Raw genomic sequence first — 23,757 nt, forward strand, 5'->3', positions numbered from 1 at the left:
TAGCGCCATCGGCGCACGCGTGACATGACTCGCCCCCGCAGCGGACATCGGTCCGTGCGGGGGCGTTGTCGTGGGTGGACCCATGTCCACCGTCTCAGGCACTCTGCACGACTTGGGTGACACCGTTGATGATCTGCTGCACGGCGATCGCGGAGAGCATCATGCCGGCGAGACGGGTCACCAGCACCACTCCCCCGTCCTTGATCACGCGGATGATGCCCAGCGAGTAGCGCATGGTCAACCAGAGCACCACGTGCATCGCCACGATCGCGCCCCAGACCGCGATGTGCTGGGGTGCGCCATCGGCGTTCTGGACCGCGAGGATCACCGAGACGATGGCACCCGGCCCTGCGAGCAGGGGCATTCCCAGCGGTACGAGGGCGACGTTGACGTCCTTGGTCTGCTGGGGCTCGTCCGTCTTCCCCGTCAGTAGATCGAGGGCGATCAACAGCAGGAGGAGTCCGCCGGCGATCATCAGGGCGGGCACCGAGACATGCAGATAGTCCAGGATCTGCTGGCCGACCAGACCGAAGACGGTGATGACCCCGAAGGCGACCGCCACCGCCTGCCAGGCCATCCGGCGTTGCATCTTGACCGGACGCCCCGAGGTGAGGGCGAGGAAGATCGGTGTGATCCCGGGCGGATCCATGATCACGAAAAGAGTGAGGAAGAGGGAGCCGAAAACGGCAGCGTCGAACACGGTGATGCCTTGCGAGAAGAGGGGTCGAACGGGGCAGCGAAGGTCAGGTGCGACGTCCGCCCGCGCCGGGGACCGGGAAGGCGCCGGTGGCACGGCGGGTGATCTCGCCGTAGATCTCCGGGTCGGTGGTGTACTCGCCGAGCCCGACCGTCTTGCGACTGCCGTGGTAGTCGCTCGAACCCGTGGTGAGCAGGCCGGTGTCGGCCGCGAGGCCGCGCAGTCGTGCACGGGCCGGACCGTCGTGGTCCATGTGGTCGACCTCGATGCCGTCGAGGCCGGCTGCGGCGAGGTCGGCGATGACCTGCTCGGGCACCGTGCGTCCGCGCTTCGCCGCTGCCGGATGGGCGAAGACGGACACTCCGCCGGCGGCCTTCACCAGCCGGACCGCGGTGAACGGGTCCAGTTCGTGCTTGGTGATGTGCGCCCTGCCGCCGTCGGCGATCCACTGCGGTGTGAAGGCGTCGGAGACGCTCGGGACCACGCCGAGTTCCACCAGGGCGGTCGCGATGTGGGGACGGCCGACCGATCCGTCGCCGGCGATGCGGGCGACCTGCTCCCAGTCGATGGGGACGCCCAACTCCTGGAGTTTGGCGACCATCGCCTGCGCCCGGGGCACCCGGTCGTCGCGCACCAACTCGCGCTCGCGCAGCAGGGCGGGCTCCTGCGGGTCGAAGAGGTACGCCAACAGATGCAGGCTCACCCCGTCGAGCGCGCAGGAGATCTCGGCCCCGGTGACCAGGGTCAGTGCGCGGGGGGCCTCGTCGAGGGCCGCGATCGCCTCGGCATGGCCGCGCGTCGTGTCGTGGTCGGTGAGGGCGACGACGTCCAACCCGGCCGCCGCGGCCTTGTGCACCAGTTCGGCGGGGGTGTCCGTACCGTCCGACGCCGTGGAGTGGGTGTGCAGATCGATGCGCACGAGCGGCACTCCGGGGATGTCGGGCGAACGGGGGACGGTCCAGTGTATCGGGCAGCCGAAGGCGGCCCGGCCGCCCGGCGGTCAGCGACCCGACTCCTCCATCCATCCGCCGTCATCCGGCCGCCGCAGGGCCGCCCCGCGGTGTGCGGCTCAGGACAGCAGTCGTGGCGAGAGCGCGCCGCAAGGCACCAGTTCGACCTCCGCTCCGGCGTCGCGCAGATCCGTCAGCACCAACTCGTCGTACATCAGGAGCCCGGACTGTTCGGGCCAGACGATCGCCCACAGCCACAGCCCGCGGGCCTCGCCGGCAAAGACGGCACGGTCCGCGGGAGTGCCCTGGACGTGCCACAAGGGTGTGGGACGTCCTGCGGCGAGCACCTTCGACTGGGCGGGTCTGCCGATGTCGATGTGCTGGCCGGGGTCGGGGCCGTCGATGCCGGCATAGCGCGAGCCGAGCCCGACGCCCAACTCCTCTGCGATCAGCAGCAGTTCTCCGATCCCGCCAAGCGGGCCGGGACCGGAGCAGACCACGGCGGTCGCTCGGCCTCCGCTGCGGTCGTCACCGGCGTACGCGACACCGGTGAACAGCCAGCCGACGGGCAGCGGCCAGGGCATCCACACGGGGACCCTGGCCCGGTGCACCACGACCCCGAGGGCTTCGACACTGGGCGGAATCACCGGCTGGAGTGGGTGCACGGTGCCGTGTACACCGCACTGCCAAGCTTCGGCAAAGAGACCGGGCGCCCTGACCCGGCCACCGCACTTCGGGCAACTGGGTTCGCCCCTCATAGCGTTCCACGGTCCTACCCGCCCGGCGTCGCGTCAAGGACGATCACCCGTCCGGAGTGAGCTGCTCACTCAGAGCCGATATGGCTCAACTGAGCGTCACGCTCAGTGTCGACCCAGGAGGCGTCGACCCAGGAGGCTCAGGGGGGTGGCCGCTCGAACACGGACGGTTGCCCCTCTTGGGAGGCGTTCGTCACGTCCTCGACGGGGCGGGGGACACGGGGGCTGCGCCTTCAGTCGAGGGCCACGGACCTGCGGTGCGGATCTCGTAGATCGGTCCCCCGCGCCAACCAGCGCTCCTGGAGTTCCGCCGCGCCGTGCACCCGCTTCCAGGCCGCCTCGTTGGACGTCATCGGCAGCAGGGGGAGGAAGCGCACCGGCTCGCGTGGTGCATCGAGTTCCAGATCCTCGACGAGCCCGCCCGGTTCGGCGACCAGTACGGAGCTGAAGGGCGCGGAGGGCCAGAGCGGCGCACCGATGTCCAGGGAGGCGCCCGGCGCGATGACGACCCCTTCGACCTGCGGCGACGCGGCCAGGATCGCCAAGGGGCGCAGCACCTGATCGGTGTCCGCTGCTCCCGGACGCACCGAGAGGACCAGTTCGGCGCGCGGGCCCTGCACGGGGTCGGCGATCGTCGATGTCGGATCGTTCATGGGGTGGGCGGACATCCCCAGGGTGGCGTAACGGACCAGATCGTCCGCGGACCCGTCGCCGGGGGTGCGAAAGCGCAGGACCTCGATCCGGTCCGTACCGATGAACGTCACCGAGGCCCGGGCGTCCGGCTCCCCGAGCGCCGTACACAACCTGGCCTCGACCAGAGCAAGAACGTCTGCCATCCGGCGAGCATAGAACGCGTAAGGATGGGGCAATCACAGGGATTGACCCGCAGTCGGCTGATAGTCTTGGCCGCTGGCCGGGTTGGTGTGCTCAAAGCACACAGGCCGGCGGCGCCAAGGCGCCGCCCGCTCCCGGCGTCACGCTATCCCCTACGGGGGACCGGCCGGAGGAGGTGGGGTCTGCGGTGGATCGAAGTCGACCGTGCAGTACCAACCGCTCTTCCGTACGGCGTCACTTCCTGGCGGTCTAGGGCCTCTCGCACAGGCCCACGGCATTCCGACGGCGTTCCGTACCACGGCGTTCCGTAGCTGGAATCCCGCACGACGGAAGAGCAGCTCGTTTTTGCCTGTCTGTAGCGAACGCCGTCACCGCGATCCCGCGGTGCCGCCCGCTTTGCGGACGTAGTGCTCACGTCCCCATTCCGGGCTGTGCCACGCCACTCGCCGACGGCCTCTCCGTGAAGGAGCCAGCCATGTCGATGATTCGTGACCTCCGTGCCGCCGTCCGTCCTGCCCTGCGGAGGAGCAGCACCGCCTACCACTCGTACGACACCACCCGTGACCCTTCGGCATCCAGCGCCGTCGTGGACTGCGCGGTCTACCGCGATGGGCGCCGCCTCCCGGGGGACGACTCGCAGACGCCCCGTGAGGCGATGTTGAGGGTGCGCGAGGGCGGTGGGTTCGTCTGGATCGGTCTGCACGAGCCGACGGAGGAGGAGTTCGCCGGCATCGCCGCGGAGTTCGGGTTGCACCCGTTGGCCGTGGAGGACGCGGTCCACGCCCATCAGCGGCCCAAGCTGGAGCGGTACGACGACACCCTGTTCACCGTCTTCAAGACCGTCCACTACGTGGAGCACGACGAGTTGACCGCGACCAGTGAGGTCGTGGAGACCGGTGAGGTGATGTGCTTCACCGGTCGGGATTTCGTCATCACGGTCCGGCACGGTGGCAAGGGTTCGCTGCGGGCACTGCGGTACGGGCTGGAGAAGGACGCCGAGCTGCTCTCGAAGGGGCCGTCCGCGGTTCTGCACGCCATCGCCGACCATGTCGTCGACGGCTACATCGCGGTCGTGGCAGCCGTGCAGGACGACATCGACGAGGTCGAGATCGATGTCTTCTCCGCGCCGTCCAAGGGCAGGCAGCGGGGTAGCGACGCCGGGCGGATCTACCAGCTGAAGCGGGAGGTGCTGGAGTTCAAGCGGGCCGTCTCCCCGCTGCTGCGGCCCATGCAGTTGCTCAGCGAGCGGCCCATGCGGCTGATCGACCCGGACATCCAGAAGTACTTCCGTGACGTCGCCGACCACCTGGCCCGGGTCCAGGAGGAGGTCATCGGCTTCGACGAGCTGCTGAACTCGATCCTCCAGGCGAACCTGGCACAGGCGACGGTCGCCCAGAACGAGGACATGCGCAAGATCACGTCCTGGGCGGCGATCATCGCGGTGCCCACCGCGGTGTGCGGGGTGTACGGCATGAACTTCGACTACATGCCGGAGCTCCAGTGGAAGTACGGGTATCCCATGGTGCTCACCGCCATCATCGGGATCTGCTTCACCATTCACCGGACGCTCAAGCGCAACGGCTGGCTCTAGCGACCGGCGGCCCAGCGACCGGCCGCGGCTGGCGGCTGGCGGCTGGCGGCTGGCGGCTGGCGGCTGGATAGGCTGCGCCCATGACAGACACGCTGCTCGCCCAGGCACTCGTCGAGGAAGCCACCAAGAAGTCCGGCCTCATCTGGGTGCGCTCCACGGGCCCCGAGCGCACGCTGTGGCACGTGTGGCACGAGGGCGCGGCTCTGGTCGTGGGTGATGGCCCCGGGGAACAGCCGCTGCCGGGCCTGGTCGACGGGGGCACCGCCGAGGTCATCGTCCGCAGCAAGGACAAGGGCGGTCGGCTGGTGTCCTGGACCGCCGTGGTGAGCGAGTTGGAGCCGGGATCCGAGCCCTGGGAGTCCGCGGTGGCGGAGCTCAAGGGGAAGCGGTTGAACGCCGTGGACGCGGAGACCGTGCCGGATCGATGGCGGCGCGAGTGCCGGGTGGTGCGGCTGACCCCCCGGGAGTCGACGACCGACCATCCGCAGACCTCGCTGGCGACCCCGCCGCTGCCCACCGGGGCCACCACCCGGCACCCGATCCCGGCCGCCCTGCCCCGACTGCTGCTGTCCCGCAAGAAGAAGCGCGGCTGACCGCCGTACGGGCTCAGCCGCTGGTCTTCGGGAGCTGCTTCCCGTAGTCCACGGTCTCCTCCTTGGTGGGCGGCACGAGCGCGAAGTCCACATCCCATTCGCCCAGGGTCAGGACGCCCTTGCCGCCGGCCCGCGCGAACTGGAGCGGATACGGCAGGCCCTCCAGTGAGACATCGAGGACGCCACCGGCCCCGGCTGCCGCCTGGACCTTGATCGCCTGTACGCCGCCGACCTTGGTGCGGTCGCCCTTGCTCAACTTGCCCTGCATGCCGAGGAGGCCCTCCAGCAGCACGTCCATGTCCGTGAAGCCGCGGAACCTGTCGTACGCCGGGTCGCCCTGCGGAACCTTGACGTACTTGTCGCGCAGCTTGAGGGCCGCTTCCTCGTCCGCCTCGCTCGGCGCTTCGCCCGAGGCACCGTCGTCATGGCTCCAAAAACCCACGTCGGCCTTGAGGTACAGGTCGTCACCGATCCTGAGCAGCTCGAAGGCGTTCTCGCTCGTGGTCACCGAACCGGTGCCGCCGTCCTGCTTGAGCCGCATGTTCAGCTTGTAGGTGCCGCCCTTGCTGACCAGCGTCCCGGCCAGACGGACCGCTGATGCCGCGTCCGCCGTGGCCCGTGCCTTGCTCTCGATCTCGGCGGCGGTGAGCCGGCCGACACCGTTGGTGCCCTTGTCCGGGTCGACCTTCTCCTCGCAGGCCGTCGCGGACACGGCCAGCCCTGCACAGAGCACCAGGGACAGGGCGGTCCTGCGGGCACGGGAAACCGGGGGGAGGAGAGTCACCAGCACACTGCCTCTCGTCTGCTGGGCAGCTGAACGCCAACTGCTTCGCCTGCGGATGATCGGGGAGCAGACCGCAGCGTACCGGGGTGGCAGTCGACCTCTCGCAGCCAGTCGTGCAGGGTGTGCACGGGTTCCGCGCCCGGTCCGTACGGACCCCTGGCAGCAGCGGTACACATCGGTACGGGCTAGCCTGAAGCACCTGAAGGACAGTGTTTCCGGCGAAGCGCCGCAGACCGGGATGGAGGTGTCGACCGTGGTCGCCAGCGTCACGCGTGTCTTCGTCTCCCACCTCTCCGGCGTCCCGGTCTTCGACCCGAGCGGTGATCAGGTGGGCCGGGTCCGGGACCTGGTGGCGATGCTGCGGGTGGGCCACCGTCCGCCCCGGCTGCTGGGCATGGTGGTGGAGGTGCTGAGCCGACGGCGGATCTTCCTCCCGATGACCCGTATCACCGGCATCGAATCGGGCCAGATCATCACCACCGGCGTGCTGAACGTACGGCGCTTCGAACAGCGTCCCACCGAGCGGCTGGTCCTCGGCGAACTGCTCGACCGACGCGTACAACTCGTGGAGAGCGGCGAGGAGGCCACCGTCCTCGACGTGTCCGTCCAGCGGCTGCCGGCTCGCCGCGACTGGGAGATCGACAAGGTCTTCGTGCGGCGCGGACGCGGCGGGGCGCTGCGCCGCAGGGGGGAGACGCTCACCGTCGAGTGGTCGGCCGTGACCGGACTCTCCCTGGAGGAGGACAGCCAGAGCGCGGAGAGCCTGGTCGCCACCTTCGAGCGGCTGCGGCCGGCCGATGTCGCCAACGCACTGCACCATCTGACGCCCAAGCGACGGGCCGAGGTGGCCGCCGCGCTCGATGACGACCGGCTCGCGGACGTGCTGGAGGAGTTGCCCGAGGACGATCAGGTCGAGATCCTCGGAAAGCTCCAGGAAGAGCGTGCCGCTGACGTCCTGGAGGCCATGGACCCGGACGACGCCGCCGACCTCCTGTCCGAACTCCCCGAGGAGGACCAGGAGCGACTGCTCGCCCTGATGCGCCCGGACGACGCCGCGGACGTGCGGCGGCTCCTGTCGTACGAGGAGCGCACCGCGGGCGGTCTGATGACCACCGAGCCCATCGTGCTGCGGCCGGACGCCACGGTCGCCGACGCCCTCGCCCGGGTGCGGCAGCAGGACCTCTCCCCCGCGCTGGCAGCACAGGTGTACGTGTGCCGCCCGCCGGAGGAGACTCCCACCGGGCGCTACCTGGGCACGATCCACTTCCAGCGGCTGCTGCGGGACCCCCCGTTCACCCTGGTGGGGTCGATGGTGGACAGCGATCTTCCGCCGCTCGCACCCGACACTCCCCTACGGGCCGTGACCAGCTATCTCGCCGCGTACAACATGGTGGCCGCCCCCGTGGTCGACGAGATCGGATCGCTGCTCGGTGCCGTGACCGTGGACGACGTACTGGACCACCTGCTGCCCGACGACTGGCGTGAGACGGACTTCGAGGAGTCCGCGCATGGGTAGCGGCGGCGAGCGCGAGGAGACGAAGGACCGGCCCGGCTCCGGGGCGGGTGCGGCTGCGCGCCCCCGGGTGCGGCTCGACCTGCCCCGCGCACCCCGCCGCACACTGTTGCCCGAGTACGACCCGGAGGCGTTCGGCAGGCTCTCGGAGCGGATCGCGCGGTTCCTGGGCACCGGCAGGTTCATCGTCTGGATGACCCTGATCATCATCCTGTGGGTGGTGTGGAACATCTTCGCCCCGAAGGCGCTGCGCTTCGACGAGTACCCGTTCATCTTTCTGACCCTGATGCTCTCCCTCCAGGCGTCCTACGCGGCCCCGCTGATCCTGTTGGCGCAGAACCGGCAGGACGACCGGGACAAGGTCACCCACGAACAGGACCGCAAGCAGAACGAACGGTCCATCGCGGACACCGAGTACCTGACCCGGGAGATCGCGGCGCTCAGGATGGGACTGGGCGAAGTGGCCACCCGGGACTGGATCCGCTCCGAGATCCAGGACCTGCTCAGGGATGTGCAGGACCGCCGGGGCCACCTTCCCCACGAAGGCGGCCAGGGGAGTGACGAAGCCGACCGCTGACGGGCTTCCCGGGCCCGGCGGGCCGCGCCGTACCATCGTCGTATGGCTACGGAAGACGCGGTGCTTGAAGCACTGGCGACGGTGAACGACCCCGAGATCCACCGACCCATCACCGACCTGGGCATGGTCAAATCGGTCACGGTCGGAGCGGACGGCGTGGTGGCCGTCACGGTGTACCTCACCGTCTCCGGTTGCCCGATGCGCGAAACGATCACCAACAATGTGACGGAGGCCGTACAGCGCGTCGACGGAGTCACCCGCGTCGATGTCACGCTCGACGTGATGAGCGACGAGCAGCGGCGCGAACTGGCGTCCTCGCTGCGCGGCGGCACCGCCGAGCGGGAGGTTCCCTTCGCCCAACCCGGCTCGCTGACCAGGGTGTACGCGGTCGCGTCCGGCAAGGGCGGCGTGGGGAAGTCCTCGGTGACGGTGAACCTCGCCGCGGCGATGGCGGCCGACGGGCTGAAGGTCGGCGTCGTCGACGCCGACATCTACGGCCACTCCGTGCCCCGCATGCTCGGCGTCCATGGTCGACCCACCCAGGTCGAGAACATGATCATGCCGCCGTCCGCGAACGGTGTGAAGGTGATCTCCATCGGCATGTTCACCCCGGGCAATGAACCCGTGGTCTGGCGCGGCCCGATGCTCCATCGGGCGCTCCAGCAGTTCCTCGCCGATGTGTACTGGGGCGATCTGGACGTACTGCTCCTCGATCTGCCCCCGGGCACCGGCGACATCGCGATCTCGGTGGCACAACTGGTGCCGAACGCCGAGATCCTGGTGGTCACCACTCCCCAGCAGGCGGCGGCGGAGGTGGCCGAGCGAGCCGGTTCCATCGCGGTCCAGACCCATCAGAAGATCGTCGGCGTGGTGGAGAACATGGCAGGACTGCCCTGCCCGCACTGCGACGAGATGGTCGACGTCTTCGGCACCGGAGGCGGCCAGCGGGTCGCCGAGGGTCTGACGAAGACGACCGGAGCCCATGTGCCGGTACTCGGGTCCATCCCCATCGACGTACGGCTACGCGAAGGCGGCGACGATGGCAGGCCCGTGGTGCTGACGGACCCGGAGTCCCCCGCGGGTGCGTCGTTGCGCGCCATCGCGGGCAAGTTGGGCGGCCGTCAGCGAGGGCTGTCGGGGATGAGCCTGGGCATCACGCCGAAGAACAAGTTCTAGGTCCCCTCGTCGGGGTCCCGCCAACCGGGCGGGCCTGCCACGGGACTCCTGGGGACCGGTTCCGGCCGGGCGGGTGCAGCCGATGTGATCCCGCCCGGCGCCGTCCCCGAGTTCCGCAGCACGGGCGCCGTCGTTCCCGAAGACCCGTCCACGGGCGGCGATCACCCGGGCTGGGGGCGCCGCCCCGTACGCGGGAAGGCGGGTGTCCTGGCCGCAGCATGACGGCCCCGTTCGCTCATCGAGGCAAGTCCGGGCCGTGGGGCCCGGTGTGCTCAGACGTACGGCCCCAGGTCGCGCACCTCGAAGAAGCCCAGACCGTAGGCGCTCATCCCGCGCCCGTACGCCCCGATGTGCACACCGGCCGCGGTGGACCCGGCCAGCACCCAGCCGAACTCGGATTCGCGGTAGTGGAAGGTGGTCGGCTCCCCGTCCACCGGGAGCGACAGCGTGGACCACGCCGAGCCCTGGAGATCGTCGGCCAGTTCGAAGGCCGTCTCCGTCTGCTGGTCCAGCCAGTCGTCCCGCAGTGTGTGGTCGAGTTGCGGCGGCCAGGTGTGGGCCAGCAGGCCCGAGCCCGCCAGCCAGGCCGCCGACGAGGCCGTGGTGGCGTCCAGCACTCCGGTGCCGTCACCGCTGCGGCGCACCGGGCTCGCGGCGACGGTGATCACCACCGCGAACCGCTCCTTCTCCAGTGCCGTGGCCTCGGTCCGTATCGACGGTTCGTCACCGTGGCCCAGCGAACCGTGTTGGACCACCCCGTCGGCTGCGGATCCGACCTGCATCAGCCAGCGCTGGCCGGTGAACGCCGCGTCGAGGCCGTACCAGGGGAAAGGGGCCCGCGCATAGGCGTCGGCCGCGCTCCGGGCCGCTGCTTCCGCGCGCTCCGCCGCCTTTGAGTCCTCAACGTCGGGAGCGGGGGAATCACTGGCCGTGTTCTGCGCCGTCGGCCGACTGGTCGTCTCCATCGAGCGGGCCGCCTCCTCTGTGTCCGAGGTCTGGAGCGGACCCGCCCCCCTCGGGCGTCCTCGCGTCCTGACAGATGGAGAGAATAGCCACCCACTGCCCCGTCGCAGGGATTGACCGTGCTCAGGTGGCGTCGGCGTCGAACGGCGGGCGCTCGTCCTTCACCGGCTGATCGCGCTTCTTCAGCAGGTCCGGTGTCCCGGATCCGCCGTTGACCGCGGCGGGGACTGAGGCGTCGGAATCGGTGCCGTGGACGGTGTCCGAGATCTCGTTGATGTCCTTGGTGAGGTCGAAGGAACGGCCCAGTTCCTTCAGCTCACGCAGGTCGTCACTCTCGTTCAGGTGCTTACGGATGAAGGTCTTGGGGTTCAGGTCCTCGAACTCGAAGTCCTTGAACTCAGGGCCCAGTTCGCTGCGGATGTCGTGCTTGGCGTTGTCGGAGAACTCTCGGATCTTCCGAATGAAGCCGGTCACATCCTGGATGAGCTTCGGGAGCTTGTCGGGGCCGAAGATGAGCATGGCGAGCACGACAAGAGTGAGCACCTCCAGTACGCCTATGTCACTGAACACCCTGTAGCTCCTCGTGTTCTCAGCTGATTCCCCCGGCCCGGAGGTCGGACGGGCATCCGAGCCCGATCCACGGTACCCGTCAGGACTTGGGGGAGTCACGTGCTGGGAGGCCGTGATCCTGGATTGACGGCCACAGATCATCGGCCGTTCACACCGAAGGAGCGCCCGCGGGCCTCCCCCGCGGCCGACCCCTCATGGCCTCGACGGTGGTGACGGTGGTTCCGTCAACCATGGATCGATGATTGATTTTCACCCATTCAGCACGGTCTGTACATCTATCGCCGATATCACCTGTTCGGCATCATCCGGTCGGCCTTCGAACGACGGAGGACAACGCCTGCCAAGGCAGGCACGGGCCCGGTTCAGTCGCCGTCCGCCGAGCCGAGGGTGAGCGTCAAGGAGCGCTCCTGCCCGGCGCGGGTGAGCGTGAGCTCCAAGGTGTCGCCCGGGCGGTGCGAGCGGATCTTCACGATGAGCTCCTCACCGCTGTGGACCCGCTGGCCGTCCACCTTGGTGATGACATCCCCTGGTTCGACGCCCGCCTTGGCACTGGGGCCACCGGGGGTCACGGACGGGGTGCCGTCCTTGCCCTTGTCTCCGACGCGGGCACCGTCACCCGTGTACTTCATGTCGAGACTTACCCCGATGACGGGATGGGTGGCCTTGCCGGTGTTGATCAGCTCCTCGGCGACCCGCTTGCCCTGGTTGATGGGGATGGCGAAGCCGAGACCGATGGATCCGGACTGGCTGCCCTCCGCGCCACCCGTGTCGGCTGCGCGGATGGCGCTGTTGATGCCGATGACCCGGGCCTGGAGGTCCACCAGCGGGCCGCCCGAGTTGCCGGGGTTTATCGGTGCATCGGTCTGGAGGGCATCGACATAGCTGACGTCACTGCCGTCGCCCTTCTCGCCGCCCGCGGTGATCGGGCGTTCCTTGGCGCTGATGATCCCCGAGGTCACGGTGTTCTGGAGGTCGAAGGGTGCGCCGATGGCGACGACCGGGTCGCCGACCTGGACGCTGTCGGAGTTGCCCAGCGGCAGGGGGGTGAGGCCGGAGACCCCCGTGACCTTCACCACGGCGAGGTCGTAGCCGCTGTCCTTGCCGACCAGGGTCGCCCGGGCCGTCTCGCCCCCGCTGAAAGTGACGGAGATCTCGCCGGAGGCGCCTGCGGGGTCGACGACATGGTTGTTGGTGAGGATGTGGCCCTTGCGGTCGAGGACGAACCCGGTACCGGTGCCCTGCTCACCCCCACCGTTGACATGGAGGGTGACCACACTGGGCAGGGCGCGGGCTGCGATGCCCGCGACGCTCGTGGGAGCCCGGCCGCCGTCATCGGCCGGAGCCTGGTCCAGTTCGACCTGGGTGATCCCGCCGTTGCGCTCGATGTAGGCGCCGACGCCACCACCGATCCCGCCCGCGACCAGGGCGAGCAGTGCGGCCCCGACCAACAGTGCTCCGGTCCGTCGCCCCTTGCGCCGGGGCGTCGTCGACTCGTCGTGCACGGTGAGCGGCGCGGCGCCCGGGGCACCCCACGGGTCGTACTGGAACTGACTCGTCATCGGGGTGGGGTGCGTGAGGCGAGGCTGAGGCTGCTGCGGTGCGGGCCGGGGCCCGCCGTACTGCGGGGGCACGGACGCGTCCCCGGCCGGCGGAAGGGGCGTGCCCCCTGCCGGGGTGGGCACCGGACGCTGTACGGGCGGTGCGGGCGCCCATGGCCCGGGTCTGCCGTAGGGCGGGGTGCTGTACCGGTCCGGCTCGTGCAACGGCTGGGGCCGGCCGGGGGCGTGCGGGGAGCCGCCACCCGACGGCCCGCGCTCGCTCGGATCCGGCTCGAACGGACCGGGTCCGGGTGTGCCCGGCTGACCGTGACGCTCCATGGGCGGCCGAGACACACCGTAGGAGGGCTCGGAGGCATGGGACGAGGAATCGGGGGGCACATGCGGTACGGGAGCCGCTGGCGCGGCCTCAGCGGGCGGCACGGCGTCCCCGGGCTCGTCCTGGAGACCGTGGGGTGCTGGACGGGTCGTGTCGCCCGAGCGGGGGCGGCTCCACCAGTTGGCCTTGGCGCCCATGGGCTTCCCGTCGTCCATGCACTCTCCGCATACAGCTGTCCGCCACGGCACCCCCGCGGGCACCCGTCCCAGGATTCAACCAGGTTTGAGAATGCCCGCGCAGGGGTCTGGTCGGCGGTGGTGGTGTCAGCGTGCGGACGGGTGCGTCGGCGCCATGAGGTGGGACGGGGCAGGGGTCGCCCAGGGAGTCAGGCCCGACGCGGTGGCGAGGTGGAAGGCCGATCCCGTCGGACGTATCAGGGGGGTCGGTGTGAAGGCCCCGAGCGGCGCCACCGAACTGATCGGCCCGACCGCCGGGGTGGCGAGGGGTCGATTCAGCGGACCGGGCGTCAAAGGACCCGACACGGAGAGACCGATCGCCCTCTCCTCCGATCTGGTCGGGGTGTGGACGGGACCGCGACGGCGCTCGTAGTCGCTGCTCCGGACATTGGCCGCGGTGGCGGTGTTGACCCCGGGAGTCCCGGTGGCCGCGGGCCTGATCGGCGTCACGTTGTTTCCGGTGTTGCCGCCCCGGGGGCCGGCCTGGAGTGAAGCCTCCAGGGGCAGGGCTCCGCCGAGGGCGATGGCAGCGAAGGACACCGCACTGGCAGCCGCGAAGGCGAAGCGACGCCCCTTCCACGGGGAGCGCTCCGCTTCGCGCCCCACATCATGGATGCGAAAACCACTGCCCGGTGAGACTGCTTCCTGCCCGCGGGCGGTAGCCCCGGGGAGCACACCGGCACCGACGTGCCCGCCGGGGACATAACCGAAGGTCTCCCCGTGACGGTCTCGGAGACGGCCCGTGGATGACGTCACGCCGCCGAAGGGGGATTCGCCGTCCCGTCCTGCGAGGGTCCCTTGGAAAGGTCCGCCCCTGCCGAGGTCACCACCTCCCGGTCCTGCGGGCAGCCCTTGGAGCCGGGCCAACAGCCCTTCGGACAGGGGTGGCGGCGCGGCCTGTGCGAAGACGCTCTTCAGCCGGCGCTGGGCGTCGGCCTCCGCCTTGCACTTGGGGCAGGTCGCCAGATGTGCGAGGACACGGTCCCTCGCGTCATGTTTGAGCTCGCCGTCGACCAGGGCGGCGAGCCGGTCCCCCAGATGCTGCTCAGCTGGGGTGGGGCCTGTGCCACTCACGCCGGTCCTACCTCCCCTGCGAGTCCGACCGCTCCCGCCAGAAGACGCTGCTCGGCACGGGCCTCGGGGGAACGGTGCTTCAGTGCCTTGCGCAGATGCGAGCGGCCACGGTGGATACGGCTGCGGACGGTGCCGAGCTTGACCCCGAGGGTCGCGGCGATCTCCTCGTAGGAGAGCCCCTCGATGTCACAGAGCACCACTGCGGCTCGGAATTCGGGCGCAAGGGTGTCCAGTGCCTGCTGCACATCCGCGTCGAAGTGGGTGTCGTTGAAGACCTGCTGGGGGGAGGGCTCCCGGCTGGGCAGCCGCTCAGCGGCATCGTCCCCGAGGGCATCGAAGCGGATGCGCTGCTTCCTACGGACCATGTCCAGGAAGAGATTGGTGGTGATGCGGTGGAGCCAGCCCTCGAACGTGCCCGGCGTGTAGGTGGACAACGACCGGAAAACACGGACGAAGACCTCCTGCGTCAGGTCTTCGGCATCGTGTTGATTGCCCGTGAGGCGGTAGGCGAGGCGGTACACCCGACCGCTGTGCGTGCTGACGATCTCCTCCCAAGTGGGCGGTGTCCACGCCTGGGATTCCGCATCCGATGCGAAGGTCGCGGTTGTTGCGGAGTCGGCAGTGGCGGAGCGGTCAGCAAAGTTGGTCACGGATTTCGGCTCACCCGGTGACCTGAGGAAGCGTCTGAGCGCTCCTCTCCGATCCGCAGGTGCAGCCGCACCTCCCCTATCGGCTCTGGTGGTGTCCAGCGGAGCCCCTACCATAGCCACCTCGCCCGTTAGCTCCGGATAAGAATCTTTACGCGAATTTGGGTGCTGCTTACCGCTCTGATCCATTGCGCCCCCCTGCCCCGTACAACGCCTGGTCCCATCTGCGGGTTCCCAGAGCCAGCGGATACAGTCAACGTCGCGTTCAACTACGGGGACAGGAGAGGCCCATTACCGCAAACCGGCAGACGAGCTGGGCGTTCGCCGACGCCTTTGTCGCCGAGGACGACGCACTGCACTGGGCCCGTGAGCGGGCCCGGGAGTCGGGAGTCCCCTCGGTGTCGCCTGGCACCGGCGCCGCGCTGCGACTGCTGGCCGCGACCGCGGACGCGAAAGCGGTGGCGGAAATCGGTACGGGGACGGGCGTGTCCGGGATCTATCTGCTCCAGGGAATGCGGTCGGACGGGGTGCTGACCACGGTCGACCCCGAGCCGGAGCGCCAGCAGTTCGCCCGGGAGGCGTTCCGCGAGGCCGGCTTCGCCGGGAACAGGGCCCGCTTCATCCCCGGCCGGGCCCTCGACGTCCTGCCTCGCCTGGCCGACGGCGGCTACGACCTCGTCTTCTGTGACGGGGATCGACTGGAGTCGCTGGAGTACCTCGCCGAATCGTCCCGCCTCCTGAGACCCGGTGGGCTCGTGTGCTTCGAGGGTGTCTTCGCACGCGGACGCACCGTCGACTCGGCGGCGCAGCCCGCCGAGGTGCTGCGACTGCGGGAGCTGCTGCGGTCGGTGCGCGAGAGTCAGGAGCTACTGGCCTCCCTGCTGCCCGTCGGTGACGGGCTGCTGTGCGCGGTGCGCCGGGCCTAGGCGTTCTGCCCCATGGCGTCGTCCGCCCGCGGGTCGGAGGGGAACTCGGGGCGCGACGGGAACTCTTCCGACGCGTTCCAGCCGTATCGACCCGATTGACCCGGTGGCCGGGCTACCCGTCGTCGCCCGGGCCCCAGCGTCGTACGGGGCGGCGACTGCGGGTGAACAGAGGTTCGCCCGTCCAGGGCCATCCGGGGGTCGCGGCGATTCACGGAAATGCGTCTCGCCCCGGCATCCACGAGGGATGCCGGGGCGAGGAGAACATCGGGCGCTCGCAGGTTAGCCAACGACCTTCTTCAGGGCATCGCCCAGCGCTTCGGCCTCGTCCGGAGTCAGCTCGACGACAAGCCGACCGCCGCCTTCGAGCGGAACGCGCATGACGATGCCCCGCCCCTCCTTGGTCACCTCGAGCGGGCCATCGCCCGTCCGCGGCTTCATGGCCGCCATGCTCGTTCCCCTTCCTGAAACCAGCTCATCGTCAGCCGACGGCCCTGGGTAGGCACGAGTCACCGGCATCGAACACATTGCTTCCTGGTCATTATCCCGCATCGCAGGACCCGATGACCAACATCGGTCGGCATCGCTTAGGCAACGCGCTTTCGCAAAACCACCCAATTCGCCGATCGTCCTGCGATACTTTGCCGCCGCTTCCCCGATCGGGCCGCCCATTCGACCGCTCGTTCTTTGACGCAGGTCACATGCTTGCAGCCCGAAATCTCCGCCATGCTGTGCCATGCACCCACCCGCTGAGCCGCAAAGGGGACCCGACATGGCCGACTCCGTGCTGTACGAGGTGAGCGACGGACTCGCGACGATCACGATCAATCGGCCCGAGGCCATGAACGCCATGGACGGGGGATCGAAGGTCGCCCTGCGGGACGCGGTACTCGCGGCGGCGGCGGACACCTCCGTACGGGCGGTCCTGCTCACCGCGAACGGGCGGGCCTTCTGTGTGGGGCAGGACCTCAAGGAGCACATCGCCGACCTGACCCAGGCCAGGAAGGACGGCTCCGAAGATGTGATGAGCACCGTGCGCGAGCACTACAACCCGCTCATCCGTGCGCTGGCCTCCATGCCGAAGCCCGTGGTCGCCGGGGTCAATGGCGTGGCGGCCGGAGCAGGGTTCGGGCTCGCCCTCGCCGCGGACTACCGGGTCGTCGCCGATACCGCGAAGTTCACCACCGCCTTCGCCAATGTCGCGCTCACCGCTGACTCCGGGATCTCCTGGACGCTGCCGCGGCTGATCGGCCAGAGCAGGGCGGCCGACCTGCTGTTCTTCCCACGTTCCATCACGGCCCAGGAAGCGTTTGACCTGGGCATCGCCAACAAGATCGTCCCTGCGGACGCCTTGGCGGCCGAGGCCGCCGCCGTGGCCAGGGCACTGGCCGACGGCCCGACCCTGGCCTACGCGGCGATCAAGGAATCCCTTGCCTACGCGGCGGACCATTCGCTGGACGAGACGCTGGACAAGGAGGACGAGCTCCAGTCGCGAGCAGGGGTCTCCGAGGACCATCTGATCGCCGTACGGGCATTCGTCGCCAAGGAGCAGCCGAAGTTCCTCGGACGTTAGGCCATTCGGGGGAACGGGTCTGACCTGGCGGGACGGGAGCGGCCGTCAGCGGCGCGTCGCTCCCGCGCCGGGGGTGCCACCGCCACGAGCGACACAGCCTTCGAGGTGGTCGTCGACCAGTCCGCACGCCTGCATCAGGGCGTACGCGGTGGTAGGGCCGATGAACCGGATCCCCTTCTTCTTGAGGTCCTTGGCGAGCGCCGTCGACTCATCGGTCACCGCGGGTACGTCGGCGATGGTGCGGGGCACGGGACGAGTGGCGCTGTCCGGCGCGTACGACCAGATCAGGTCGTCGAGATCGCCTTCGGCCCACTCGGCGAGCACCCGTGCGTTGGCCATGGTCGCGTCGATCTTGGCGCGGTTGCGGATGATTCCCACATCGGCGAGCAGTCGTTCCCGGTCGGCTTCCGTGTAGGTGGCGACCGAGGCGATCGCGAAGCCGTCGAAGGCGCGACGGAAGCCCTCGCGCCGCCGCAGAATCGTGATCCAGGAGAGACCTGATTGGAACGCCTCCAGACAGAGCCGCTCGAAGAGTGCGTCGTCGCCGTGCACCGGGCGGCCCCACTCGTCGTCGTGGTAGGCGACGTAGTCATCGGTGGACAGGCCCCAGGGGCACCGCGGCTTCCCATCGGGTCCTGCCGCAAGGCCGGTGTCACTCACCGTGGGCCCCCTCGCCGGGCTTGGTGAACAGGTCGGGCCCGCCAACGGCCGTCGCCTGCGCACCTGCCAGGGCGGATTCGAGCTCGGCGATGCGGGAGTCACGCTCGGCCAGTTCTGCGCCGAGACGGGCGAGCACGTCGTCGACATCGGCCATGCGATAGCCGCGCAGACTCACCGGCAGCCGCAGCGCCTCGACGTCCGCCCGACCGATCGGCCGGGTGTCGGGCAACGGATCGACAAGTTGCTCGGGCGCCGTGTCGGGCAGGGCCGCGCTGTCACCGCCACCGATCACGGCAAGCGTGACCGCGCCGACGACCACAACCATCGTGATCAGCAAGAACAAGAACACGGACGACCCTCTCCCCGACCTTCGGGCGCTTCCCGGACGGAAACCGTTCCCGGCTCTGATCGTGCCACGCCGGTGTGACAGTTAGGGTCTCAGCCGGACGACCTGAGGAGGAAAACAGCTGATGCTGCGGCTGGGACAGCGTGAATTCGGTCCGCACGAGCCAGTGATCATGGCCATCGTGAACCGTACCCCCGACTCCTTCTACGACCAGGGTGCGACCTTCCGCGACGAGCCCGCGCTCGCCCGGGTCGAACAGGCGGTGGCGGAGGGCGCCGCCATCATCGACATCGGAGGGGTGAAGGCGGGCCCCGGAGCAGAGGTCACCGCCGATGAAGAGGCGCGCCGAACGGTCGGCTTTGTGGCAGAGGTGCGCAAGCGGTTCCCGGACGTGGTGATCAGCGTCGACACCTGGCGCCACGAAGTGGGTGAGGCGGTCTGCGAAGCAGGCGCTGACGTGCTGAACGACGCGTGGGGCGGGGTGGATCCCCGACTCGCCGAGGTCGCGGCCCGCTACGGCGCAGGTCTGGTGTGCACCCACGCAGGCGGTGCCGAGCCCCGCACCCGGCCGCACCGGGTGTCGTACGAGGACGTGGTCGAGGACATCCTGCGGGTGACGCTGGGACTGGCCGAGCGTGCCGTGGAGTTGGGGGTACCGCGGGAGTCGATCATGATCGACCCCGGGCATGACTTCGGGAAGAACACCCGGCACTCGTTGGAAGCGACCCGCAGGCTCGGCGAGATGGTGGAGACCGGCTGGCCGGTGCTGGTCTCGCTGTCGAACAAGGACTTCGTCGGCGAGAGCCTGGACCGCCCGGTGAAGGAGCGGTTGACGGGCACCTTGGCGACGACGGCGGTCTCCGCCTGGCTGGGCGCACGTGTCTACCGGGTGCACGAGGTGGCTCAGACGCGCGAGGTCCTGGACATGGTGTCGTCGATCGCGGGGCACCGGGAGCCCGCGGTGGCCCGCAGAGGGCTGGCCTGACACGGTCGGGGCCGCCCGTACCGGAGGTGCCGCCGCTTCGATACGGAAGCCCGGCACCCGGTCCCATCGCCCCGTACCCGCTGCGAGGAGGGCGATGGACCCGGACCGGCCTTCAGGAAGCGGGCCTCAGAGCCCCGTCTCCTTGGTCACCAGCGACACGGCTTCTTCCACGTCGTCCGTGACGTGGAAGAGCAGCAGGTCCTTCTCCGACGCCTTGCCGCCGCCCACCACGGTGTTCCGCAGCCAGTCCACGAGACCGCTCCAGTACTCGGTACCGAAGAGGACGATCGGGAACCGGGTGACCTTGCCCGTCTGGACGAGCGTCAGCGCCTCGAAGAGTTCGTCCAGAGTGCCCAATCCGCCCGGCAGGACGACGAACCCGGACGCGTACTTCACGAACATCGTCTTGCGCACGAAGAAGTAGCGGAAGTTCACGCCGATGTCGACGTGCTGGTTGAGCCCCTGCTCGAAGGGCAACTCGATGCCGAGACCGACCGAGATCCCGTTGGCCTCCCGCGCACCGCGGTTGGCCGCCTCCATGGCACCGGGACCACCGCCGGTGATCACCGCGAAGCCCGCGTCGACGAGCGCCGTACCGATGCGGATGCCCGCCTCGTACTCCGGGGTGCCCGGCTTGGTGCGGGCCGAGCCGAAGACGCTGATCGCGCTGGGCAGTTCGGCGAGCGCGCCGAAGCCCTCGACGAACTCCGACTGGATGCGCATGACCCGCCAGGGGTCGGTGTGCACCCACTCGGAGTCACCCTCGGTGTCCAGCAGCCGCTGGTCGGTTGTCCCTGGCTGCACCTGGTCCCTGCGACGCAGCACCGGCCCCTGTCGCTGCTCCTCCAGCGCCCGCGAACCTTCGGGGTTGCCCATGACCTGCTCCCTCCGCCGAACATCAATTGCTGGAGCAAGGGTAGGTCGACGAAGGCGACGAGGAGGGAAACTCCGGACGTCAGCCACTCCCGTCACCGTCCTTCACCATGTGTGATCTTGTCACCGGCCAGGCACCCATCCCTCTTGTACACAGAGAGAACGCTATGCACACAAGCCGCACAGGGCCGCACAGATGCATGGGGCCGTCGTTCGGTGCGGTCGGTACGGGGACCGTGGTGTGCCGGCCGGGGGGATGTCGCCCCCGGCCGAACTCGGACCTGGCGCCATGGACCGACTGCACGGACCGGGGACGGAAATCCGTCACGGGCCCGAAGCCGACGGGCGCCGCCCGAGCACTGTCACGCGGAAGTGCGACCCGAACGGAACCACCTGGGGACAGGGCCGGTTCGGACGGCTCCGTCGCGGACCGGGCCTAGTACGGTGGGCGGGTGTCCAAGCACGCCTCCTCCGCTTCCCGACCCAGCCGTGTCCCCCGTTCCGCGGTTGCGTTCTGCGTCCTGCTGCTGCTGGTCGGCTATGTGGCCGTGCAGTTCATCGCAGGCGACCGGGCCGCCCGCTGTGTCGTACGGGCCTCTTCCAGCGGCGGTGGCCCGAGTTATGAGTTGAGTACGGAGATGGCGGCGAACGCGGCGACGATCTCCGCGGTCGGCACCAGGAGGGGGCTGCCCGAGCGGGCGGTCACCATCGCCCTGGCCACCGCCATCCAGGAGTCGTCGCTGCGCAACATCCAACACGGCGACCGGGATTCGCTGGGGCTGTTCCAGCAACGGCCGTCGAAGGGGTGGGGCACCCCGAAGCAGATCCTCGACCCGGTCTACTCGGCGGGGAAGTTCTACGACGGACTGGTCGAGGTGCCGGGCTACTCGCGGCTGCCGCTGACGGTGGCCGCACAGCGCGTCCAGCGCAGCGGTTTCCCCCAGGCGTACGCCAAGCACGAGCTGAACGCCTCCCTGCTGGCCGCAGCGCTCACCGGGCGGACGGACTCGGCATTGACCTGCGCCACCACGAAGGGCACCACGGCCGGCGACGCGGTGAAGGTGCGGGCGGAGCTGCTGCGGGCGTTCGGGCCCGACGTGGCGCCGAAAGCGGTGTCCGCGGGAGCCCTGGGCCGTTCGGGCACCTCACCCGCGGGCGAGGTGCTGATCCCGTTGCCACCGGCGCTGGTGGCCAATGACGGCACCCGTGGCAGCAAGGCGTCCAAGCGCGGCTGGGAACTGGCGCACTGGGCGGTGGCGCGCGCCGACGGACTGCGGATCGACGAGGTCTCCTACGGGGGCAAGGTGTGGCGCGCCGAGGACGCCAGGACGTCCGGGGAGGGCTGGCGCTCCGGCGCCGCCGGGGAGCCCGCACGCGGTGGAGCCGGGCAATCCGCCAAGACCGGCCACGACGAGGTCCGTATCCGCATCGCACGCTGATCCGAACGTTCCCCCGCAGGAGTTATGGGACGCCATCACTCCAATGCACCAACGGAGCACGCGGTCCAGTCCGCGCCCCCCTGCGGCGCACCCCTTGGGAATCAAGGGAAGTGACGGTTCGGCAGGATGTCGAACGTGGGAATGTTTGCCCGTCTTTATCCAGGGCCGATAATGCGACACATTACTAATTCTTTACCTTGAGGCACCGCAACTTCCCCCGCCCTTGCAGCGGTTGTCACTGCGTCCGATCACCCAGACCGGGCTTCCCCCAGTACGTAAATCCTTCTGTCTCAAGGAGCATCATGTCCCTCCCCCTGACCCGTCGGATCGCCCGCGCCGCGCTGCTCATCGCCGCTGGCACAGTTCCCGTGGTCGGTGCGGCCGGCTCCGCAAGTGCCGTGGAACTCCAGCAGGCCAACCCCCTCGGCGCGCTGACCGCGCTCGACTCGGGAGCCCTCAGCGGTGCCGTGGACGGCGCCGCGCAGAAGACCTCCGACCTCGCGGACAGCACCGGGAACAACACCGTCAAGGAGACCGTCCCGGCCGCGGCCAAGACCGTTGGCCAGGCGGGCGAGGCCGCGGCGCCGGCCGCCCAGAAGGCTGCCGGAGAGGTCACCGGAACCGCGAGCAGCACCCTCGGTCGGGCCACGGGCAGCACGGGCGAGTCCCTCGGCGGCCTGCCCACCGGACAGCTCGGCAGCACTCTGCCCGCCGACCAGCTGCCCCTGAAGGGCCTGCCGCTCGGCTGACCGACCCTCGGCGTTCGGCAGACCCGCCGCCGCCCGCCCACGGCGGTACGGCAGCTCGCCGGGTCATCGTGGACCGCCCGTGAGCGCGGGCCCCGCGCTCACGGGCGCAGGAGATCCGCACAGGGCCACACCATGCGACAGGGCCCCGGGTTCGCACCCGGGGCCCTGTCGTCCGTCTGCCGGTCCCGCGATGGCGACCGTGCCGCTGCGCCACCGCCGGCGAAGATCAGCCTGCGGATCAGTGCGAAGATCAGCCGAGGCGCTTGACGGCCGCCTCGACGCGCTCGTCGGTCGCCGTGAGGGCCACCCTGACGAACCGCTCGCCCGCGGTGCCGTAGAAGTCGCCGGGGGCGACCAGGACGCCCAGTTCCGCCAGGTGTCCCACGGTCTGCCAGCACGGCTCGTCACGCGTCGCCCAGAGGTACAGGCTCGCCTCGCTGTGTTCGATCCGGAAGCCGTGGCCCTCCAGGGCCGTCCGGAGCACGGAACGTCGCGCCGCGTACCGCGCCCGCTGTTCGACGACATGGGCGTCATCACCGAGCGCCGCGATCGTCGCCGCCTGCACCGGTGCGGGGGTCATCATTCCGCCGTGCTTGCGGATCTGGAGCAGCTCGCCGAGCACCTTCTCGTCCCCGGCGATGAACGCGGACCGGTAGCCGGCCAGGTTGGACCGCTTGGAGAGGGAGTGGACGGCGACCAGCCCGTCGAAGGAACCGCCGCAGACGTCAGGGTGGAGCACGGAGACCGGTTCGGCCTCCCAACCCAGCTCCAGATAGCACTCGTCGCTGAAGACCAGCACCCCGTGCGTACGCGCCCAGGCGACGATCCGCTTCAGTTCGTCCTTGGCCAGCACCCGGCCGCTCGGATTCGACGGCGAGTTGAGCCACAGCAACTTGAGATCGGTCGGGTCCAGCTCGGTGGGGTCGTCGTAACTGACGGGGGTCGCCCCGCACAGACGCGCGCCGACCTCGTAGGTCGGGTAGGCGAGCTGAGGGTAGGCGACCCGGTCACCGGCGCCGAGGCCCAGTTGGGTCGGCAGCCAGGCGACCAGTTCCTTGGAGCCCACGACGGGCAGCACCTGCTGGTGGGAGACGGCGAGCGCACCGAGTCGGCGTTCCACCCAGCCCGTCAACGCATCGCGCAGGGCGACCGTGCCCCACACCGTCGGATAGCCCGGCGAGTCGGCCGCTTCGACGAGGGCCTGCTGGATCAGCGCGGGGACGGGGTCGACCGGCGTACCGACCGAGAGGTCCACGATGCCGTCGGGGTGGGCGGCGGCCCTGGCCTTGTAGGGCTCCAGCCGGTCCCACGGGAAGACGGGGAGGCGCGAAGAGACTGCGGACACGGGACGTTCTCTCTACTCGTGGGGCTCTC

At 69.6% G+C, this 23,757-nt stretch carries 25 protein-coding genes; 10 read left to right on the forward strand and 15 right to left on the reverse strand.

From position 1 onward, the window contains the following. Positions 1–94: 94 nt before the first annotated feature. The 4 genes from ACFXJL_RS02555 to ACFXJL_RS02570 form a co-directional block, all read right to left on the reverse strand. Positions 95–700, reverse strand: a complete 606-nt coding sequence (locus tag ACFXJL_RS02555; protein ID WP_329023046.1) for a MarC family protein — start codon at positions 698–700, stop codon at positions 95–97. A gap of 43 nt (positions 701–743) precedes the next feature. Further along, positions 744–1,616 carry a PHP domain-containing protein gene (locus ACFXJL_RS02560; RefSeq protein ID WP_358876147.1) on the reverse strand — a complete coding sequence of 291 codons (873 nt, stop codon included), beginning with the start codon at positions 1,614–1,616 and terminating at the stop codon, positions 744–746. 150 nt (positions 1,617–1,766) lie between these two features. Further along, positions 1,767–2,405 (reverse strand): DUF6758 family protein, encoded by a 639-nt coding sequence (locus ACFXJL_RS02565; protein ID WP_329023042.1) that lies wholly within the window; start codon positions 2,403–2,405, stop codon positions 1,767–1,769. 230 nt (positions 2,406–2,635) lie between these two features. Further along, positions 2,636–3,238, reverse strand: a complete 603-nt coding sequence (locus ACFXJL_RS02570) for a suppressor of fused domain protein (RefSeq protein WP_384688588.1) — start codon at positions 3,236–3,238, stop codon at positions 2,636–2,638. Between the two features lie 473 nt (positions 3,239–3,711). Between ACFXJL_RS02570 and ACFXJL_RS02575 the strand changes: the two genes are divergently transcribed. Both ACFXJL_RS02575 and ACFXJL_RS02580 read left to right on the forward strand, forming a co-directional pair. Next, positions 3,712–4,827 carry a magnesium and cobalt transport protein CorA gene (locus ACFXJL_RS02575; RefSeq protein ID WP_358876149.1) on the forward strand — a complete coding sequence of 372 codons (1,116 nt, stop codon included), beginning with the start codon at positions 3,712–3,714 and terminating at the stop codon, positions 4,825–4,827. 80 nt (positions 4,828–4,907) lie between these two features. Beyond that, the gene (locus tag ACFXJL_RS02580) at positions 4,908–5,420 is read left to right on the forward strand and encodes a hypothetical protein (protein ID WP_384688590.1); all 513 of its coding nucleotides are present in this window, start codon (positions 4,908–4,910) and stop codon (positions 5,418–5,420) included. A 13-nt stretch (positions 5,421–5,433) separates the two neighbouring features. Here ACFXJL_RS02580 and ACFXJL_RS02585 read toward each other — a convergent pair whose 3' ends face one another. Continuing rightward, positions 5,434–6,204 (reverse strand): hypothetical protein, encoded by a 771-nt coding sequence (locus tag ACFXJL_RS02585; protein WP_358876151.1) that lies wholly within the window; start codon positions 6,202–6,204, stop codon positions 5,434–5,436. Between the two features lie 238 nt (positions 6,205–6,442). On the opposite strand from ACFXJL_RS02585, the gene ACFXJL_RS02590 reads away from it, so the two are divergent. From ACFXJL_RS02590 to ACFXJL_RS02600, 3 genes are read left to right on the forward strand one after another with little or no spacing between them, the layout of a single operon-like run. Then, positions 6,443–7,720, forward strand: coding sequence for a magnesium transporter MgtE N-terminal domain-containing protein (locus tag ACFXJL_RS02590; protein WP_383534006.1), 1,278 nt, complete (start codon positions 6,443–6,445; stop codon positions 7,718–7,720). Beyond that, the gene (locus tag ACFXJL_RS02595; protein ID WP_358876152.1) at positions 7,713–8,294 is read left to right on the forward strand and encodes a DUF1003 domain-containing protein; all 582 of its coding nucleotides are present in this window, start codon (positions 7,713–7,715) and stop codon (positions 8,292–8,294) included. The genes ACFXJL_RS02590 and ACFXJL_RS02595 overlap by 8 nt, the downstream gene beginning before the upstream one ends. A 42-nt stretch (positions 8,295–8,336) precedes the next feature. Next, positions 8,337–9,470, forward strand: coding sequence for an Mrp/NBP35 family ATP-binding protein (locus ACFXJL_RS02600; protein WP_358876153.1), 1,134 nt, complete (start codon positions 8,337–8,339; stop codon positions 9,468–9,470). A gap of 272 nt (positions 9,471–9,742) precedes the next feature. Here ACFXJL_RS02600 and ACFXJL_RS02605 read toward each other — a convergent pair whose 3' ends face one another. From ACFXJL_RS02605 to sigE, 5 genes are all read right to left on the reverse strand, one after another. Next, entirely contained in the window at positions 9,743–10,435 is a 693-nt protein-coding gene (locus ACFXJL_RS02605; protein ID WP_358876154.1) for a hypothetical protein, read from the reverse strand. Between the two features lie 121 nt (positions 10,436–10,556). After that, positions 10,557–11,003 carry a sec-independent translocase gene (locus ACFXJL_RS02610; RefSeq protein WP_358876155.1) on the reverse strand — a complete coding sequence of 149 codons (447 nt, stop codon included), beginning with the start codon at positions 11,001–11,003 and terminating at the stop codon, positions 10,557–10,559. 362 nt (positions 11,004–11,365) lie between these two features. Continuing rightward, positions 11,366–13,093, reverse strand: a complete 1,728-nt coding sequence (locus ACFXJL_RS02615; RefSeq protein WP_384688596.1) for a trypsin-like peptidase domain-containing protein — start codon at positions 13,091–13,093, stop codon at positions 11,366–11,368. Between the two features lie 108 nt (positions 13,094–13,201). Continuing rightward, a complete protein-coding gene (locus ACFXJL_RS02620; RefSeq protein ID WP_384688599.1) occupies positions 13,202–14,188 on the reverse strand; it encodes an anti-sigma factor family protein in 987 nt (328 codons plus the stop codon). Next, a complete protein-coding gene (gene sigE / locus ACFXJL_RS02625; RefSeq protein ID WP_329023019.1) occupies positions 14,185–14,952 on the reverse strand; it encodes an RNA polymerase sigma factor SigE in 768 nt (255 codons plus the stop codon). Before sigE ends, ACFXJL_RS02620 begins: the two co-directional genes overlap by 4 nt. A 107-nt stretch (positions 14,953–15,059) precedes the next feature. Here sigE and ACFXJL_RS02630 point away from each other — a divergent pair, with 107 nt between their 5' ends. Beyond that, entirely contained in the window at positions 15,060–15,761 is a 702-nt protein-coding gene (locus tag ACFXJL_RS02630; protein WP_358876515.1) for an O-methyltransferase, read from the forward strand. 279 nt (positions 15,762–16,040) lie between these two features. Here ACFXJL_RS02630 and ACFXJL_RS02635 read toward each other — a convergent pair whose 3' ends face one another. Further along, entirely contained in the window at positions 16,041–16,208 is a 168-nt protein-coding gene (locus ACFXJL_RS02635; RefSeq protein WP_009997451.1) for a DUF3117 domain-containing protein, read from the reverse strand. Between the two features lie 322 nt (positions 16,209–16,530). Here ACFXJL_RS02635 and ACFXJL_RS02640 point away from each other — a divergent pair, with 322 nt between their 5' ends. After that, on the forward strand, positions 16,531–17,331 hold the full coding sequence (locus tag ACFXJL_RS02640; protein WP_384688602.1) for an enoyl-CoA hydratase/isomerase family protein: 801 nt from the start codon (positions 16,531–16,533) through the stop codon (positions 17,329–17,331). A gap of 45 nt (positions 17,332–17,376) precedes the next feature. Here ACFXJL_RS02640 and ACFXJL_RS02645 read toward each other — a convergent pair whose 3' ends face one another. Both ACFXJL_RS02645 and ACFXJL_RS02650 read right to left on the reverse strand, forming a co-directional pair. Beyond that, positions 17,377–17,991 carry a DNA-3-methyladenine glycosylase I gene (locus ACFXJL_RS02645; protein WP_358876159.1) on the reverse strand — a complete coding sequence of 205 codons (615 nt, stop codon included), beginning with the start codon at positions 17,989–17,991 and terminating at the stop codon, positions 17,377–17,379. After that, positions 17,984–18,340 (reverse strand): DivIVA domain-containing protein, encoded by a 357-nt coding sequence (locus ACFXJL_RS02650; RefSeq protein WP_358876160.1) that lies wholly within the window; start codon positions 18,338–18,340, stop codon positions 17,984–17,986. The genes ACFXJL_RS02645 and ACFXJL_RS02650 overlap by 8 nt, the downstream gene beginning before the upstream one ends. A gap of 121 nt (positions 18,341–18,461) precedes the next feature. Between ACFXJL_RS02650 and folP the strand changes: the two genes are divergently transcribed. Further along, positions 18,462–19,322, forward strand: coding sequence for a dihydropteroate synthase (gene folP / locus ACFXJL_RS02655; protein ID WP_358876161.1), 861 nt, complete (start codon positions 18,462–18,464; stop codon positions 19,320–19,322). Between the two features lie 126 nt (positions 19,323–19,448). On the opposite strand, the gene ACFXJL_RS02660 is transcribed toward folP, so the two are convergent. After that, the gene (locus ACFXJL_RS02660) at positions 19,449–20,198 is read right to left on the reverse strand and encodes a TIGR00730 family Rossman fold protein (protein WP_329023011.1); all 750 of its coding nucleotides are present in this window, start codon (positions 20,196–20,198) and stop codon (positions 19,449–19,451) included. A gap of 449 nt (positions 20,199–20,647) precedes the next feature. On the opposite strand from ACFXJL_RS02660, the gene ACFXJL_RS02665 reads away from it, so the two are divergent. Both ACFXJL_RS02665 and ACFXJL_RS02670 read left to right on the forward strand, forming a co-directional pair. Continuing rightward, positions 20,648–21,634 (forward strand): hypothetical protein, encoded by a 987-nt coding sequence (locus ACFXJL_RS02665; protein WP_384631365.1) that lies wholly within the window; start codon positions 20,648–20,650, stop codon positions 21,632–21,634. A gap of 302 nt (positions 21,635–21,936) precedes the next feature. Next, positions 21,937–22,383, forward strand: a complete 447-nt coding sequence (locus tag ACFXJL_RS02670; RefSeq protein ID WP_358876163.1) for an ATP-binding protein — start codon at positions 21,937–21,939, stop codon at positions 22,381–22,383. Positions 22,384–22,633: 250 nt separating this feature from the next. On the opposite strand, the gene dapC is transcribed toward ACFXJL_RS02670, so the two are convergent. Continuing rightward, on the reverse strand, positions 22,634–23,728 hold the full coding sequence (dapC, locus tag ACFXJL_RS02675) for a succinyldiaminopimelate transaminase (protein WP_358876164.1): 1,095 nt from the start codon (positions 23,726–23,728) through the stop codon (positions 22,634–22,636). Between the last annotated feature and the right edge of the window lie 29 nt (positions 23,729–23,757).

The sequence above is a fragment of the Streptomyces sp. NPDC059256 genome, from assembly GCF_042753785.1.
Taxonomy (GTDB): domain Bacteria; phylum Actinomycetota; class Actinomycetes; order Streptomycetales; family Streptomycetaceae; genus Streptomyces.